Here is an 18,375-nt window from a genome sequence, read left to right on the forward strand (position 1 = left end):
CTGGCTGCCAGGGCAGCACATAGCCGGTAGCCCGAGGCTGGCCCAACCTGCTTTTAACGAAAGCTCGGGGACTGTTACCATTCCCGGACTCATCGAGCAGGCTGGATTGCCTCTCTGGATTCTTTGACTTCGCGCCGACGCCTCCCATGAGAATCGCCATGCCCGTGTCCCCCGCCTCCACGCTGGTGGAGTTGCTTGAGGAGCGCGCTGCGCTTCGCTCCGATGCCCCCCTCTTCCACTTCGTCGAGGACACCGACGGCGAAGAGAGCACGCTGCCCTACTCCGGACTGCTGCAACGCGCCCGCTCCATTGGCGCCTGCCTCCAGCAATTCACGGCTCCGGGCGAGCGCGCCGTCCTCCTCTACCCTCCGGGCCTCGAGTACGTCTCCGGCTTCTTCGGCTGCCTGGCCTCGGGGGTTGTCGCCGTTCCCGCCTACCCTCCGGACCCGTCTCGCCTGGAGCGCACGCTTCCTCGCCTTCGCGCCATCATCCAGGACTGCCAGGCCTCGGTGGTGCTCACCACCTCCTTCATCCTCTCCATGGCCGAGGTCCTCTTCGAGTCCGCTCCGGACTTGAGAGCCCTGCGCTGGGTGGCCACGGATGAGCTGCCCGCCGACGCCGCTCACGCCTGGCGCCGGCCCGCGCTCCGCCCCGACTCCCTGGCCTTCCTCCAGTACACCTCGGGCTCCACCGGCACGCCCAAGGGCGTGATGCTCTCTCACGCCAACCTGCTGCATAACCTCGAGCTGATCCACGGTGCGTTCGGCATGCACCCGGGCAGCACCGGCGTCATCTGGCTGCCGCCCTACCATGACATGGGGCTCATCGGCGGCATCCTGGGCACCCTCTACGGAGGCTTCTCCACCAGCCTCCTCTCGCCCCTCACCTTCCTGCGCCGCCCCATGCGCTGGCTGGAGGTGCTCTCCCGCACCCACGGCACCATCAGCGGCGGGCCCAACTTCGCCTTCGACCTGTGCGTGCGAAAGACGACCGAGGCCGAGCGTGCCGCCCTCGATTTGAGCCACTGGGAAGTGGCCTTCTGCGGCGCCGAGCCCATCCGTCCCGAGACGCTGGAGCGCTTTGCCCAGGCCTTCGCGCCCAGTGGCTTCCGCCGCCAGGCCTTCTACCCCTGCTATGGCCTGGCCGAGGGCACCCTCATCGTCTCCGGCGGCGAGCTGAACGCGCTCCCGGTGCAGCAGACCCTGGACACGCGTCGGCTGCGCGAGGGCCGTGCCGAGTCGGCCCAGCCCGGGCAGCCGCATGGCCAGACCCTGGTGGGCTGCGGGCACTCGCTGCAGGAGCAGGAAGTGCGCGTGGTGCACCCGGAGACGCTCGTGCCCTGCGCTCCCGGCGAGGTGGGCGAGGTGTGGGTGAAGGGCCCGAGCGTGGCCCTGGGTTATTGGAGCCGCCCCGAAGACACCGTGCGCGACTTCCAGGCGCGCACCTCCGACGGCGCCGGGCCCTTCCTGCGCACCGGAGACCAGGGCTTCCTCCAGGGCGAGGAGCTCTTCATCACCGGCCGCATCAAGGACCTCATCATCGTCCGCGGCCGCAACCACCACCCCCAGGACATCGAGCTGACGGCAGAGCATGCCCACGCCGCGCTGAGGCCCGGGTGTGGAGCGGCCTTCTCGGTGGAGGTGGAGGGAGAAGAGCGGCTGGTCGTGGTGTACGAGGCGGACACGCGCCGGCAGCCCGTGGCGGTGGAGGAGGTCGCGCGCGCCATCAGCCAGCAGGTGGCCACGGCGCATGAGCTGCGGCTGCATGCGCTCACCCTCATTGCCCCCGGAAGCCTGGCCAAGACGTCCAGCGGCAAGATCCAACGCCGTGCGTGCCGCGCGTCCTTCCTCTCGGGCGAGCTGCAGGAGGTGGCCTCCTGGCGCGAGCAGCAGGCCGACGTGTCCGAGGTGCCGCCTGCCTCCAGCACGTCACACGCAACCGAACCCGAGGCGCTACCGGCGACGCCGGAGGCGCTGGAGGACTGGCTGCGGCTGCGGCTTGCCCGCCAGCTGAAGGTGGCCCCACGGGAGATTGAGCGGGATGCACCGCTCACCCGCTACGGCATCGACTCGCTGGCCGCGGTGGAGTTGACGTACGAGGTGGAGAAGGGCCTCGGCGTGGCGCTGCCCCTGCATGTGCTGCTGGAAGGGCCCACGCTGGCCGAGCTGGCCTTGCGGCTCGCCGGCGCTGCCCGAGGCTCCACCGGCCCCATGACTCGCGCCTCGCGCGAGCAGCCGCTGCCCCTGTCCTTCGCCCAGCAGCGGCTGTGGTTCCTCGATGAGCTCGAGCCGGGCAGCTCGCTCTACAACATCCCCGCGGCCGTGCGGATGCGCGGCGTGCTGGACACCTCCGCCCTGGAGCGCACCTTCACCGAGCTGGTGCGCCGACACGAGTCGCTGCGCACCACCGTCCACTCCGAGCAGGGACGCGCCTCTCAAGTCATCCACCCCGAAGGCCATGTGGCTCTGGCCCGGGTGGACCTGGGCGCGACTCCTTCCCAGCAGCATGAGGCCGAGGTGCTGCGCCTGGCCTACGAGGAGGCCCTTCGCCCCTTCGAGCTGACGCGCGGTCCCCTGCTGCGCACCACCCTGCTGCGGCTCTCCGACACAGAGCACGTGCTGCTGCTGTGCATGCACCACATCGTCTCCGACGGTTGGTCCATGGGCGTGCTGGTGCGCGAGGTGGCTGCCCTCTACGCCGCCTTCGCCCAGGGCCTGCCCTCACCCCTGCCAGAGCTGCCCGTCCAGTACGCCGACTACGCCCTCTGGCAGCGCCAGTGGCTCCAGGGCGAGGAACTCGAGCGTCAGCTGTCCTGGTGGAAGCAACAGCTCACCGGCGCTCCCGCGCATCTGGAGCTGCCCACGGACAACTCGCGACCGCCCGTGCGAGACCACCGCGGCGCCAGCGTCCCGGTGCACGTGCCCGTCTCCACGTGGGAGGCACTCAAGGCCCTGGCCCAGCGCGAAGGCGTCACCCCCTTCATGCTCCTGCTGGCCGCCTTCCAGGTGGTGCTGCACCGCCACTCGGGTGAGGAGGACATCAGCGTCGGCTCACCCATCGCCGGACGCTCCCGCCCCGAGACGCAGGGCCTCATCGGCTTCTTCGTCAACACCCTCGTGCTGCGCACGAGACTGGAGGGCAACCCCTCCTTCCGCGAGCTGCTGCACCGCGTGCGCGAAACCACGCTGGGGGCCTTTGCCCACCAGGATGTCCCCTTCGAGAAGCTGGTGGAGCAGCTTCGGCCCGTGCGCGACCTCGGCCGAAGCCCGCTCTTCCAGGTCATGCTCGTGCTCCAGCCCAACCCGCTGCCGGGCCTCTCCCTGCCCGGGCTGACGCTGGACTCCGTGGAGTTGGAGAGCCGCACCTCCAGGTTCGACCTCCAGCTCGCCCTCTCCGAGTCCGCACAGGGACTGGCGGGCTCACTGGAGTACGCCACCGACCTCTTCGAGCCCGCCACCATGGTGCGTCTCGTGGGCCACCTGCGGCAGTTGCTGGAGGGCGTCCTCTCCGAGCCCGAGCAGCGCATCGCCGAGCTGCCACTGCTCACCAACGCCGAGCGCCAGCAGGTGCTCGTGGAGTGGAACGACACCCGCGCGCCCCTGGGCGCGGACACCTGCATCCACCACCTCTTCGAGGCCCAGGTGCGGCGCGCGCCGGACGCGCCTGCCCTTGGCTTCGAGGGCTCCTGGCTCTCCTACCGTGAGCTGGACGCGCGCTCCAACCAACTCGCCCACCACCTGCGCTCCCTCGGCGTCGGTCCCGAGGTCCGCGTCGGCCTCTGCGCGGAGCGCTCCCTCGAACTCGTCGTCGGCCTCTTCGCCATCCTCAAGGCTGGCGGCGCCTACGTCCCCCTCGACCCCTCCTATCCTCGCCAGCGCTTGGAGTGGATGCTCGAGGACGCACGTCCCGCGGTGATTCTGGCCCAGCCCGCCCTGCTGGCTCGCCTCCCGGAGGCACCAGCTGCCTTCGTGGTGCCCCTGGCCCTGGAGGACGAAGCGCTGCGCGGACTGCCCACGCATGCGCCCGCCTCACTGTCCACCCCCGACTCCCTCGCCTACGTCATCTTCACCTCGGGCTCTACCGGCCGCCCCAAGGGCGCCATGAACGCCCACCGCGCCGTCTGCAACCGCTTGCTCTGGATCCAGCACGCCGATGGGCTGGGCCCCCAGGACATCGTGCTGCAGAAGACGCCCTACAGCTTCGACGTCTCCGTCTGGGAGTTCTTCTGGCCTCTCACCTCGGGCGCACGTCTCGTGCTGGCCCGCCCGGGTGGCCACCAGGAGCCCGACTACCTCGTTCGGCTCATCTCCGAGCAGCGCGTCACCATCACCCACTTCGTCCCCTCCATGCTCCAGCACTTCCTGGAGCAGCCGGGCCTGGAGAAGTGCTCCAGCCTGCGTCGCGTGATGTGCAGTGGTGAGGCCCTCTCCCCCGAGCTCGCGCAGCGCTGCCTGCAGCGGCTGCCCTCCGCCCAGCTGCACAACCTCTACGGCCCCACCGAGGCCGCCGTCGAGGTCACCGCCTTCCACTGCCTGCCCCAGCACGGCCGCCGCGCCATCCCCATCGGCCGGCCCATCGCCAACACCGTCATCCGCCTCCTCGACGCCCACCTGCGTCCCGTCCCCGCGGGCGTGCCCGGCGAGCTCTTCATCGGCGGCATCCAGGTGGGCCGCGGCTACCTTGCCCGCCCCGAGCTGACCGCGGAGCGCTTCATCCCGGACCCCTTCGCCTCCGAGCCCGGCGCCCGCCTCTACCGCACCGGCGACAAGGCGCGCTGGCTCCCAGACGGCAACATCGAGTACCTGGGCCGCCTCGACTTCCAGGTGAAGGTGCGCGGTCTGCGCATTGAGCTGGGAGAAATCGAAGCCGCCCTCGAGCTGCACCCCCAGGTGCGCCAGGCCGTCGTCGTGGTGCGTGAGGACTCCGCATCCGGAGACAAGCGCCTGGTGGCCTACATCGTGGCGCCCTCGGGTGAGCAGGCTCCCTCCATCACCGACGCGCGCGACTTCCTCAAGCAGCGTCTGCCCGAGTACATGGTGCCCTCGGCCTTCGTCTCCATGGAGGCCCTGCCCCTCAACTCCAGCGGCAAGCTCGATAGGAAGGCCCTGCCCGCTCCGGACCTCTCCCGCTCCGAGCCGCGCAACGCCTACGTCGCGCCTCGCAACGACGTGGAGCAGCGCCTGTGCGACAGCTGGGCGCAGGTGCTCGGCCTGAAGCAGGTGGGCATCCACGACAACTTCTTCGAGCTGGGTGGCGACTCCATCATCAGCCTCCAGGTCGTCGCGCGTGCGCGTCAGACCGGCCTCGCCCTCTCCGCCCGCCAGCTCTTCCAGCACCAGACGGTGGAGCAGCTTGCCCTGGTGGTGGAGTCCGCCTCCGAGGCACTCAGCGAGCAGGGTCCCATCACCGGCCCGGTGCCGCTCACGCCCGTCCAGCACCAGCAACTGGCGCACGACCCGGCCCACGCCCACCACTTCAACCAGGCCGTGCTCCTGGCCTCTCGCGAGCCGCTGGAGCCTGCTCGCCTGGAGAAGGCCCTCGCGCGCGTGGTGACCCACCACGATGCCCTCCGCCTGCGCTTCCGACAGGACGCAGGCGCCTGGCTGCAGGACAACGCCAGTCCCGACGAGGCGTCCGTCCACCTGCTCCAGGTGGACCTCTCCGCCACTCCTGCTTCCGAGCAGCCCACCGCGCTCGAAGCCGAGGCCTCGCGCGTGCAGGCCAGCTTCGTCCTGGCGCAGCCGCCGCTGCTGCGCGCCGCGCTCTTCCAGCTCGGCAACGGCCAGCAGCGCCTGCTGCTCGTCGCGCATCACCTGGTGGTGGATGCCGTCTCCTGGCGCGTGATTCTCGAGGACCTCGAGTCCGCCTATCTCCAGGCGACGCTCCCCGCCAAGAGCACCTCGCTCCAGTCCTGGGCTCGCCGCCTGCAGGCCCATGCCCACTCCGAGGCCCTGCTGGCCGAGGCGCCGCTCTGGTTGAACGAGGCCCGCGCGCAGGTGGCGCCGCTGCCCACCGACGCCTCCGGCCCCAATACCTACTCCTCCGAGCGCTCCGTCTCCGTCTCCCTCGATGCCGAGGAGACGAAGCTGCTGCTCCAGGAAGTGCCTTCCGCCTGGCGCGCTCGCATCAACGACGTGCTGCTCACCGCCCTGGCCCGCGCCCTCTCCGAGTGGACCGGCCAGTCCGAGGTGCTCGTCCACCTGGAGGGCCACGGCCGCGAGGAGCTCTTCACCGACGTGGACCTCTCGCGCACCGTGGGCTGGTTCACCTCCTTCACGCCCGTGCTGTTGCCCGTGCCCTCGGGCGCCTCTACCGGTGAGAGCCTGCGCTCCGTGCGCGACTCGCTGCGCCTCCTGCCACACCATGGCATCGGCTTCGGCCTGCTGAAGTGGCTCGGCCCGACGGACATCGCCCAGCGGCTCCAGGCGCTTCCCTCGCCGCAGGTCGCCTTCAACTACCTCGGGCAGCTCGACGCTTCGGATTCCTCCAGCCGCCTGTTCTCCCTGAGCAGCGAGCCCTCGGGGCCTTCCGCTGCTCCCGCGAGCTCGCGTCCGCACGTGCTGGAGATCAACGGCTCCGTGCTCGGTGGGCAGCTCCAGCTCGCCTTCGGCTACAGCACCCACCTCCACCACGCGGCCACCATCGGGTCGCTGGCCGGGCGCTTCCTCCACCACCTGCGCGCCCTCATCTCCCTGCGCGCTTCCGAGGATGCGCGCCGCTTCTCTCCGGGCGACTTCCCCCTCGCGGCCCTCTCCCAGCAGTCGCTCGACTCGCTGGTGCGCGAGACCGGGCCCGACATCGAGGACGTCTACCCGCTGTCCCCCACTCAGCAGGGCATGCTCTTCCACGCCCTGCTCTCGCCGGAGTCCACCGTCTATTTCATGCAGCACTCCTGGGCCATCCACTCCGCCCTGGACTCCGCTGCCCTCCATCAGGCCTGGCAGTCCACCTCCGAGCGCCTTCACGTCCTGCGGACCTCCTTCCACTGGCAGGGCCTCGACGCGCCCCTCCAGGTGGTCCACTCGCGACTGCCCTGCGCCTTCGAGGTGCTCGACTGGCGCGCCCTCCCGGCCTCCGAGCAGCACGAGCGCTACCAGCAATTCCTCCTCGAGGAGAGACGGCGCGGCTTCGAACTGCGCCGAGCGCCCCTCATGCGCATGGTGGCCTTCCACCTCCAGCAGGACGTCTGGCGCCTCCATTGGAGCCACTCCCACCTGCTGCTCGACGGCTGGAGCCTCGGCCTGGTGCTCCAGGAGTTCTTCTCCCTCTACGACTCCAGCCTCTCCGCACGGTCCGCGCCTCCCGCCACGCGCCCGCCCTTCCGCGACTACCTCGCCTGGCTGCGCCAGCGTGACGGCTCCGCCGACGCTTCCTTCTGGCGCGCATACCTCTCCGACTTCTCCTCGCCCACGCCTCTCCCGGCCGACACCCAGGCCTCGCCCCCGCCCGGACAGGCCCCCACCCACCCCTTCCACGAACTGCTCCTGTCCGCCGAGGCCGCCGCCTCGCTGCAGGCCTTCTCACGCCAGCACCAGCTCACCCTGAACACCCTGGCCCTCGCGGCCTGGGCCCTCGTCCTCTCGCGCTACTCCGGCGAGCACGACGTCCTCTTCGGCACCACCTTCGCCGGCCGCCCTCCAGAGCTTCCGGGCTCCGGCTCCATGGTGGGCATCTTCATCAACTCGCTGCCCACCCGCGTCCGCGTCCCCTCGGGCAGCTCGCCTCTGTTGCCGTGGCTCCAGTCGCTCCAGGCCCAGCAGCTCGAGCTTCGCCAGTACGAGCACTCGCCGCTCGTCCAGGTCCAGGCCCTCAGCCAGGTGCCTCGCGGCGCGTCCCTCTTCGAGTCCCTGCTCGTCGTCGAGAACTACCCCATCGACGCCTCGCTGCGTCAGCGCACCGCCTTCCTCGACGTGCGCGAGGCCATCGCCGCCGAGCGCTCCAACTATCCCCTCGCCCTCGCCGTCATCCCTGGCACCTCGACGGTGCGGCTGCTGCTCTCCCACGACGAGCCCCGCTTCTCCGCTCCCGCCATGCAGCGGCTGCTCTCGCACTGGCGCACCGTCCTGGAGTGCCTCGTGGCCCGGCCCGAGGCGTGCCTGGACGATGTCTCGCTGCTCTCCGACTCCGAGCGCCGCCTCGTGCTGGAGGAGTGGAGCCGCACGCCGGGCAGCCGCCCCGAGCAGCCCGTCCACCGGCTCATCGAGGCCCACGCCCGCCTCACTCCGGACGCGCCCGCGCTGTGCTTCGGCGAGGAAACGCTCACCTACGGCGAGCTCAACGACCGCGCCAACCAGCTCGCCCGCCACCTGCGCCGCCTCGGCGTTGGCCCCGAGATCCTCGTCGCCCTCTGCCTGGAGCGCTCCCTGGACATGGTGGTGGCCATGCTCGCCACCCTCAAGGCCGGTGGCGCCTGGCTGCCCCTGGACCCCACGCTCCCCTCCGAGCGCCTGGACTTCATCGCCTCCAACGCGCTCTCTCCCGTCCTCCTCACGCATTCTTCGCTGGAGCACCTGCTCGACCGCCGGGGCTACGTCTTCCTCATCGACGAGCACTCGGAGCGCGTCGAGCGCGAGTCCACCGACAACCTCGACTCCGAGGCGGACGCGAGCAACCTCGCCTACGTCATCTACACCTCAGGCTCCACCGGCCGTCCCAAGGGCACCCTGCTCACCCACGGCGGCCTGGCCAACACCGCGCGTGAGGCTGCCCTCGCTCACGGCTACCGGCCCGACAGCCGGGTGCTCCAGTTCGCCAGCGCCAACTTCGATGCCTCCGTCTGCGAGGTGTTCTCCACCCTCGTCGCGGGCGCGTGCCTGGTCCTGGCCTCCCAGCAGCAACTGCTTCCCAGCGAGCCCCTGCGCTCCCTGCTGCTGGAGCAGTCCATCACCGCCGTGACGCTCACCCCCTCCGTGCTCGCCCAGCTCGAGCCCGAGGGGCTTCCTCACCTGCAAACCCTCATCTCCGCCGGAGAGTCCTGCTCGCCCGAGCTCGCGCGGCGTTGGAGCCAGGGACGCACGCTGCTCAATGCCTACGGCCCCACGGAAGTCACCATCTGCGCCACCATCAGTGGCCCCGTGGACGCCCAGCGGCTGAGCATCGGCCGCGCCCTGCCCAACGTGCAGGTGTACGTGCTCGACGAGCGCATGCGGCCCGTGGCCGTTGGCGTGGCCGGTGAGTTGTACGTCGGCGGCGCGGGCCTCGCCCGCGGCTACCACAGCCTGCCCGCCCTCACCGCCGAGCGCTTCGTTCCGCACCCCTTCGCCACCCATCCCGGTGAGCGCCTCTACCGCACCGGGGACAAGGTGCGCTGGCTGCCCCACGGCGAGCTGGAGTTCCTCGGCCGTCTGGACGAGCAGGTGAAGCTGCGCGGCTTCCGCATCGAGCCTGGCGAAGTGGAGATGGTGCTGCGCGAGCAGCCCTCCGTGCGCGAAGCCCTCGTGGTGCTGCGCGAGGACGTGCCCGGCGACAAGCGCCTCGTGGCCTACGTCCTGCCCGAGCCCGGCACCCAGGTGGAGCCCCAGTCGCTGCGCACCGCCCTGCTCTCGCGCCTGCCCGAGTACATGGTGCCCGCCTCCTTCGTCGCCCTGGAGTCCCTGCCCCTCAACTCCAGCGGCAAGGTGGACAAGAAGGCCCTGCCCGCCCCGTCCGGCTCCGCCGCGGCCTCGGCCTCCGAGTACGCCGCCCCACGCACCGACACCGAGGTGCGCCTGGCTTCCATCTGGCGCGAGGTGCTCAACGTCGAGCAGGTGGGCCTCTTCGACGAGTTCATGTCCCTCGGCGGGCACTCGCTGCTGGCCACCCAGGTCGTCTCCCGCATCCGCGCCTCCTTCGGCGTGGAACTGCCCCTGCGCACCCTCTTCGAGGCCACCACGCTCGAAGCGCTCGCCAGCGCCATCGAGTCCTCCACCCGCTCCACGCCAGCCTCCTCCCTGCCGCCCCTGCGGCCCGCCTCGCGCGAAGAGGCTCTGCCACTGTCCTTCGCCCAGCAGCGACTGTGGTTCCTCGACGAGCTCGAGCCGGGCAGCCCGCTCTACAACATCCGCGCGGCAGTGCGGCTGCGCGGCGTGCTGGACACCTCCGCCCTGGAGCGCACCTTCGCCGCACTGGTGCGCCGGCACGAGTCGCTGCGCACCACCGTCCACTCCGAGCAGGGACGCGCCTCTCAAATCATCCACCCCGAAGGCCATGTGGCACTGGCCCGGGTGGACCTGAGCACGCTTCCTCCCCAGCAGCGTGAGGCCGAAGTGCTGCGCCTGGCCTACGAAGAGGCCCTTCGCCCCTTCGAACTGACGCGCGGTCCCCTGCTGCGCACCACCCTGCTGCGGCTCTCCGACACAGAGCACGTGCTGCTGCTGTGCATGCACCACATCGTCTCCGACGGTTGGTCCATGGGCGTGCTGGTGCGCGAGGTGGCCGCCCTCTACGCCGCCTTCGCCCAGGGCCTGCCCTCACCCCTGCCAGAGCTGCCCGTCCAGTACGCCGACTACGCCCTCTGGCAGCGCCAGTGGCTCCAGGGCGAGGAGCTCGAGCGCCAGCTGTCCTGGTGGAAGCAACAGCTCACCGGCGCTCCCGCGCATCTGGAGCTGCCCACGGACAACTCGCGACCGCCCGTGCGAGAGCACCGTGGCGCCAGCGTCCCGGTGCACGTGCCCGCATCCAGGTGGGAGGCGCTCAAGGCCCTGGCCCAGCGCGAGGAAGTCACCCCCTTCATGGTGCTGCTTGCCGCCTTCCAGGTGGTGCTGCACCGCCACTCGGGTGAGGAGGACATCAGCGTCGGCTCCCCCATCGCCGGACGCCGTCTCTCCGAGCTGGAGGGCCTCATCGGCTTCTTCGTCAACACCCTCGTGTTGCGCACGCGGCTGGACGGAAACCCCTCCTTCCGCGAGCTGCTGCACCGCGTGCGCGAGACCACGCTGGGCTCGTTTGCCCACCAGGATGTCCCCTTCGAGAAGCTGGTGGAGCAGCTTCGGCCCGTGCGCGACCTCGGCCGAAGCCCGCTCTTCCAGGTCATGCTTGCGTTCCAGCCCGACCCGCTGCCGGGCCACACCCTGCCCGGGCTGACGCTGGACCCCATGGAGCTGGAGAGCCGTACCTCCAGGTTCGATCTCCACCTCTCCCTCTCCGAGTCCGCACAGGGACTGGCGGGCTCGCTGGAGTACGCCACCGACCTCTTCGAGCCCGCCACCATGGTGCGCCTCGTGGGTCACCTGCAGCAGTTGCTGGAGGGCGTCCTCGCCCGACCCGAGCAGCGCATCGCCGAGCTGCCACTGCTCACCAACGCCGAGCGCCAGCAGGTGCTCGTGGAGTGGAATGACACGGCCGCAGAGTTCCCGGCCAACACCAGCATCCACCACCTCTTCGAGGCCCAGGTGCGGCGCACGCCAGACGCGCCCGCCCTTGGCTTCGAGGACTCCTGGCTCTCCTACCGACAGCTCGACGAGCGCGCCAACCAGCTCGCCTGGCACCTGCGCTCCCTCGGCGTCGGTCCCGAGGTCCGCGTCGGCCTCTGCGCGGAGCGCTCTCTTGAGTTGGTTGTCGGCCTCTTCGCCATTCTCAAGGCCGGCGGCGCCTACGTCCCCCTCGACCCCTCCTACCCCCGTGAGCGCCTGGAGTGGATGCTCGAGGACTCTCGTCCCGCCGTCCTCCTCGCCCAGCCTGCCCTGCTGGCCCGCCTCCCCGAGGCCCCGGGTGCCGCCGTGGTGCCCCTGGCCCTGGGAGACGAAGCCCTGCGCGGCCTGCCCACGCACGCCCCTGACGTGCGCGTGCTGCCCGACACCCTCGCCTACGTCATCTTCACCTCGGGCTCCACCGGCCGCCCCAAGGGCGCCATGAACGCCCACCGCGCCGTCTGCAACCGCCTGCTCTGGATGCAGCACGCCCATGGCCTCGGCGCTGACGACGTCGTCCTGCAGAAGACGCCCTACAGCTTCGACGTCTCCGTCTGGGAGTTCTTCTGGCCCCTCATGGTCGGCGCCCGCCTCGTCGTCGCCCGCCCCGGTGGCCACCAGGAGCCCGACTACCTCGTGCGGCTCATCTCCGAGCAGCGCGTCACCACCACCCACTTCGTCCCCTCCATGCTCCAGCACTTCCTGGAGCAGCCGGGCCTGGAGAAGTGCTCCAGTCTGCGTCGCGTGGTGTGCAGTGGTGAGGCCCTCTCCCCTGAGCTCACTCAGCGCTGCCTGCAGCGGCTTCCCTCCGCCCAGTTGCACAACCTCTACGGCCCCACCGAGGCCGCCGTCGACGTCACTGCCTTCCACTGCCTGCCCCAGCTCGGCCTGCGCTCCATCCCCATCGGCAGGCCCATCTCCAACACCGTCATCCGTCTCCTGGATGCGCACCTGCGTCCAGTCCCCACGGGTGTGCCCGGCGAACTCTTCATCGGCGGCGTCCAGGTGGGCCGTGGCTACCTTGCCCGCCCCGAGCTGACCGCCGAGCGCTTCATCCCAGACCCCTTCGCCTCCGAGCCTGGCGCCCGCCTCTACCGCACCGGCGACAAGGCGCGCTGGCTCCCAGACGGCAACATCGAGTACCTGGGCCGCCTCGACTTCCAGGTGAAGGTGCGCGGCCTGCGCATCGAGCTGGGAGAAATCGAAGCCGCCCTCGAGCTGCACCCCCAGGTGCGCCAGGCCGTCGTCGTGGTTCGTGAGGACTCCTCCTCCGGAGACAAGCGCCTGGTCGCTTACGTCGTGCCTCCGTCCGGCACGCAGGCTCCCGACTCCAGCGCCCTGCGCGACGTCCTCAAGCAGCGTCTGCCCGAGTACATGGTCCCCTCGGCCTTCGTCGCCCTGGAGGCCCTGCCTCTCAACTCCAGCGGCAAGCTCGACAGGAAGGCCCTGCCCGCTCCGGACCTTTCCCAGTCCGAGCCGCGCAACGCCTACGTCGCGCCTCGCGACGCCACCGAGCAGCACCTGTGTGACATCTGGGCGCAGGTGCTCGGCCTGAAGCAGGTCGGCATCCACGACAACTTCTTCGAGCTGGGTGGCGACTCCATCATCAGCCTCCAGGTCGTCGCGCGTGCGCGTCAGGCCGGCCTCGTGCTCGCCACCCGCCAGCTCTTCCAGCACCAGACGGTGGCGCAGCTCGCCCTCGTGGTGAAGTCCGCTTCCGAGGCGCTCAGCGAGCAGGGTCCCATCATGGGCTCCGTCCTCCTCGCGCCCGCCCAGCACCAGCTGCTGGCGCACGACCCGACCCACGCCCACCACTTCAACCAGACCGTGCTCCTGGCCTCGCGTGAACCGCTGGAGCCCGCTCGCCTGGAGAAGGCTCTCGCTCACGTGGTGGCCCACCACGATGCCCTCCGCCTGCACTTCCGACAGGACGAAGGCGCCTGGTCTCAGGAGAACGCGAGCCCTGACGAAGCGCCCTTCCACCTGCTCCAGGTGGACCTCTCCGCCACGCCCGCCTCCGAGCAGCTGAAGGCGCTCGAAGCCGAGGCCTCGCGTGTGCAGGCCAGCTTCCTCCTCTCGCAGCCGCCCCTGCTGCGCGCCGCCCTCTTCCAGCTCGGTGACGGCCAGCAGCGCCTGCTCCTCGTCGCCCACCACCTCGTCATCGACGGCGTCTCCTGGCGCGTGCTCCTGGAGGACCTCGAGTCCGCCTACCTCGCGGTGACGCTGCCGGCGAAGACAACGTCGTTCCAGTCCTGGGCTCGCCGCCTGCAGGCCCATGCCCACTCCGAGGCCCTGCTGGCCGAGACGCCGCTCTGGTTGGACGCGGCCCGCGCGCAGGTGGCTCCGCTGCCAACCGACGCCTCCGGCCCCAATACCTACGCCTCCGAGCGCTCCGTCTCCGTCTCCCTCGCCGCCGAGGAGACGAAGCTCCTACTCCAGGAAGTGCCTTCCGCCTGGCGCGCTCACATCAACGACGTGCTGCTCACCGCCCTGGCCCAGGCCGTCTCCGAATGGACGGGCCAGTCCGAGGTGCTCGTCCACCTGGAGGGCCACGGCCGCGAGGAGCTCTTCGACGACGTGGACCTCTCGCGCACCGTGGGCTGGTTCACCTCCTTCACGCCCGTGCTGCTGCCCGTTCCCTCGGGTGGCTCCACCGGTGAGCGCCTGCGCTCCGTGCGCGACTCGCTGCGCCTCCTGCCACACCATGGCATCGGCTTCGGCCTGCTGAAGTGGCTCGGTCCGACGGACATCGCCCAGCGGCTCCAGGCCCTGCCCGTGTCGCAGGTGGCCTTCAACTACCTCGGGCAGCTCGACACCTCGGCCTCCTCCAGCCGCCTCTTCTCCTTGAGCAACGAGCGCGCCGGCGTCCAGACCGCGCCTTCTGGCTCACGGCTGCATGTGTTGGAGGTCAACGGCTCCGTACTCGGAGGGCAGCTCCAGCTCTCCTTCAGCTACAGCGCCCACCTGCATCACGCGGCCACCATCGAGTCGCTGGCCGGGCGCTTCCTCCACCACCTGCGCGCCCTCATCTCCCTGCGCGCCTCCGAGGACGCCCGCCGCTTCTCCCCGGGCGACTTCCCTCTCGCGGCACTCTCCCAGCAGTCGCTCGACACCCTGCTGCGGCAGGCCGGCTCCGACGTCGAGGACGTCTACCCGCTCTCTGCCACCCAGCAGGGCATGCTCTTCCACGCTCTGCTCTCGCCTTCCTCTTCCACCTACTTCGAGCAGCTCTCCTGGACTGTCACTTCCTCGCTCGACCTGCACGCCTTCATCCGGGCCTGGCAGGCCTGCCTCCAGCTCCACACCATCCTGCGCTCCTCCTTCCACTGGGAGGGCCTCGACACGCCACTCCAGGTGGTCCACTCCCACGTCGAGCTTCCCTTCGAGCTGCTCGACTGGAGCTCCCTGCCCGAGGCTGAGCAGCACGCCCGCTTCGAGGAACTCCTCCTCCAAGACAGGCAGCGCGGCTTCGAGCTGCGCCGTGCTCCGCTCATGCGCTTGACGGCCGTGCGCCTGGCCGACAACTCCGTGCGCTTTCTCTGGAGCCACCACCACCTGCTCGTGGATGGCTGGAGCCTCGGCGTGCTCATGAAGGAGGTCTTCTCCCTCTACGACGCCTTCCGCTCCGGTTCCTCGCCCCTGCCCACCGGCAGGCCGCCCTTCCGCGACTACATCGCCTGGCTGCAGCGCCGCGATGCCTCCGCCGACGAGTCCTTCTGGCGCACCTTCCTGGATGGGTTCTCCGCGCCCACTCCCCTTCCCGCGGACACCCATGCCGCACCGCCTCGCGGCCAGCAGCCCGAGCACTCCACCCTCGAGTTGGGGCTCTCCACCGAGGCCACGGCCTCTCTGCAGGCCTTCGCTCGCCAGCACCAACTGACGCTGCACACGCTCGCCCTCGCTTCCTGGGGCCTCGTCCTCTCCCACTACTCGGGCGAGCAGGATGTCGTCTTCGGCAACACCGTCGCGGGCAGACCCGCGGAGCTACCCGGCTCCGACACCCTGGTGGGCATCTTCATCAACACCCTGCCCACCCGCATCCGCCTGCCCTCGGCCAGCGCGCCCACGCGGCCCTGGCTCCAGTCGCTCCAGGCTCAGCAGCTCGAGCTGCGCCAGTACGAGCACTCGCCGCTCGTCCAGGTCCAGTCGTTCAGCGCCCTTCCGACCGGCACCCCGCTCTTCGAGTCCCTGCTCGTCTTCGAGAACTACCCTCTCGATGCCTCGCTGCTGGACTCGTCCTCCTCGCTCCAGGTGCGCGACATCCAGGGCTTCGAGCGCACCAACTACCCACTCACCCTCTCCGTCCTCCCCGGACAGGCCCTGCGCCTGCGGGCCGTCTACGACTCGCCCCGCTTCGAGTCCGCTTCCATGCAGCGGTTGCTCGGGCACTGGCGCGATGCCCTGCTCTCGCTGAGCTCCGCCTCCCGCCTGGGCGACGTCTCGCTACTCTCCGACGCCGAGCGCCACCAGGTGCTCGTGGAGTGGAACGACACCCGCGCGCCCCTGGCCGTGGACACCTGCATCCACCACCTCTTCGAGGCCCAGGTGCGGCGCACGCCAGACGCGCCCGCCCTTGGCTTCGAGGACTCCTGGCTCTCCTATCGTGAGCTGGACGCACGCTCCAACCAACTCGCCTGGCACCTGCGCTCCCTCGGCGTCGGTCCCGAGGTCCGTGTCGGCCTCTGCGCGGAGCGCTCCCTCGAACTCGTCGTCGGCCTCTTCGCCATCCTCAAGGCTGGCGGCGCCTACGTCCCTCTCGACCCCTCCTACCCCCGCGAGCGCCTGGAGTGGATGCTCGACGACTCTCGTCCCGCCGTCCTCCTCACCCAGCCCTCCCTGCTGGCCCGCCTCCCCGAGGCGCCGGGGGCCGCCGTGGTGCCCCTCGCCCTGGGAGACGAAGCGCTGCGCGGCCTGCCCACGCACGCCCCCGACGTGCGCGTGCACCCCGACTCCCTCGCATACGTCATCTTCACCTCGGGCTCCACCGGCCGCCCCAAGGGCGCCATGAACGCCCACCGCGCCGTCTGCAACCGCCTGCTCTGGATGCAGCACGCCTACGGCCTCGGCGCTGACGACGTCGTCCTGCAGAAGACGCCCTACAGCTTCGACGTCTCCGTCTGGGAGTTCTTCTGGCCCCTTATGGTCGGCGCCCGCCTCGTCGTCGCCCGCCCCGGCGGCCACCAGGAGCCCGACTATCTCGTGCGGCTCATTTCCGAGCAGCGCGTCACCACCACCCACTTCGTCCCCTCCATGCTCCAGCACTTCCTGGAGCAGCCGGACCTGGAGAGCTGCTCCAGCCTGCGTCGCGTGGTGTGCAGTGGTGAGGCCCTCTCCCCCGAGCTCACTCAGCGCTGCCTGCAGCGGCTTCCCTCCGCCCAGCTGCACAACCTCTACGGCCCCACCGAGGCCGCCGTCGACGTCACCGCCTTCCACTGCCTGCCCCAGCTCGGCCTGCGCTCCATCCCCATCGGCAGGCCCATCTCCAACACCCTCATCCGTCTCCTCGATGCGAACCTGCGACCGGTGCCCGTCGGCGTGCCCGGCGAACTCTTCATCGGCGGCATCCAGGTGGGCCGTGGCTACCTCGCACGTCCCAAGCTGACCGCCGAGCGCTTCATCCCAGACCCCTTCGCCTCCGAGCCTGGCGCCCGCCTCTACCGCACCGGCGACAAGGCGCGCTGGCTGGCAGACGGCAACATCGAGTACCTGGGCCGCCTCGACTTCCAGGTGAAGGTGCGTGGTCTGCGCATCGAGCTGGGTGAAATCGAAGGCGCCCTCGAGCTGCATCCCCAGGTGCGCCAGGCCGTCGTCGTCGTGCGTGAGGACTCCCCGGGCGACAAGCGCCTGGTGGCCTACGTCGTGGCGCCCTCGGGTGAACAGGCTCCCGACTCCAGCGCTCTGCGAGACGTCCTCAAGCAGCGTCTGCCCGAGTACATGGTGCCCTCGGCCTTCGTCTCCATGGAGGCCCTGCCCCTCAACTCCAGCGGCAAGCTCGACAGGAAGGCCCTGCCCGCTCCGGACGGAGCGCTCACCGCCAGCGTCGAGTTCGTCGCCCCGCGCACTCCCACCGAGCAGCTCCTGGCCTCCCAGTGGAGTCTGCTGCTGAAGGCCACTCGCGTCGGAGCCCGCGACAACTTCTTCGAGCTGGGCGGCCACTCCCTGCTGGCCACCCAGGTCATCTCCCGCATCCGCACCACCTTCGGTGTGGACCTGCCCATCAGCGCCCTCTTCGCGGCGCCCACCCTCGAAGCCCTCGCCGCCTCCATCGACACCCTCGCGCGTCAAGAGCTCGGGCCGAAGCTGCCTTCCCTCCTGCCCGTCGAAAGGACAGGCGCACTGCCGCTGTCCTTCGCCCAGCAGCGTCTGTGGTTCCTCGATCAGCTCATCCCCGACAGCGCGCTGTACAACATGCCCGCGCCGCTGCGCCTGGAAGGCACGTTGGATACGGCCGCGCTGGAGCGCAGCCTCACCGAGTTGGTGCGCCGTCACGAGGTGCTACGCACCTCCTTCCCCGCCGAGGGCGACCAGCCCCTCCAGGTCATCGCGCCTCCCGCGCCCCTGCCCCTGGAGCGCGTGGACCTGAGCGCCCTGCCCGCCGCCGAGCGTGAGGACGAAGCCCGCCGGCTCATCGAGGCCGAGTGCCGCAAGCCCTTCTCGCTTGCCCGCGGCCCCTTGCTCCGTGCCCTCCTGCTGAAGTTGGCCGACGCCGAGCACGTGCTGCTGCTCAACGTGCACCACATCATCTCCGATGGTTGGTCCTTGGGCGTGCTGGTGCGTGAGGTGGCCGCCCTCTACGAGGCCTTCTCTCAAGGCCAACCCTCGCCCCTGCCCGAGCTGCCCGTCCAGTACGCCGACTTCGCGGCCTGGCAGCGCCAGTGGCTCCAGGGCGAGGCCCTCGAAGCGCAGTTCTCCTACTGGCGCCAGCAGCTCGCCGGTTCGCCCCAGGTGCTGGAGCTGCCCACCGACCGGCCCCGTCCCGCCACCCAGT

At 70.4% G+C, this 18,375-nt stretch carries 1 protein-coding gene; it reads left to right on the plus strand.

What is annotated here, in order from left to right; translation table 11 throughout:
- Nucleotides 1-158: 158 nt before the first annotated feature.
- On the plus strand, nucleotides 159-18,375 hold an 18,217-nt coding region (locus G4D85_RS39855; protein ID WP_164019479.1), incomplete at its 3' end, for a non-ribosomal peptide synthase/polyketide synthase.

It is taken from the genome of Pyxidicoccus trucidator, from assembly GCF_010894435.1.
Taxonomy (GTDB): domain Bacteria; phylum Myxococcota; class Myxococcia; order Myxococcales; family Myxococcaceae; genus Myxococcus; species Myxococcus trucidator.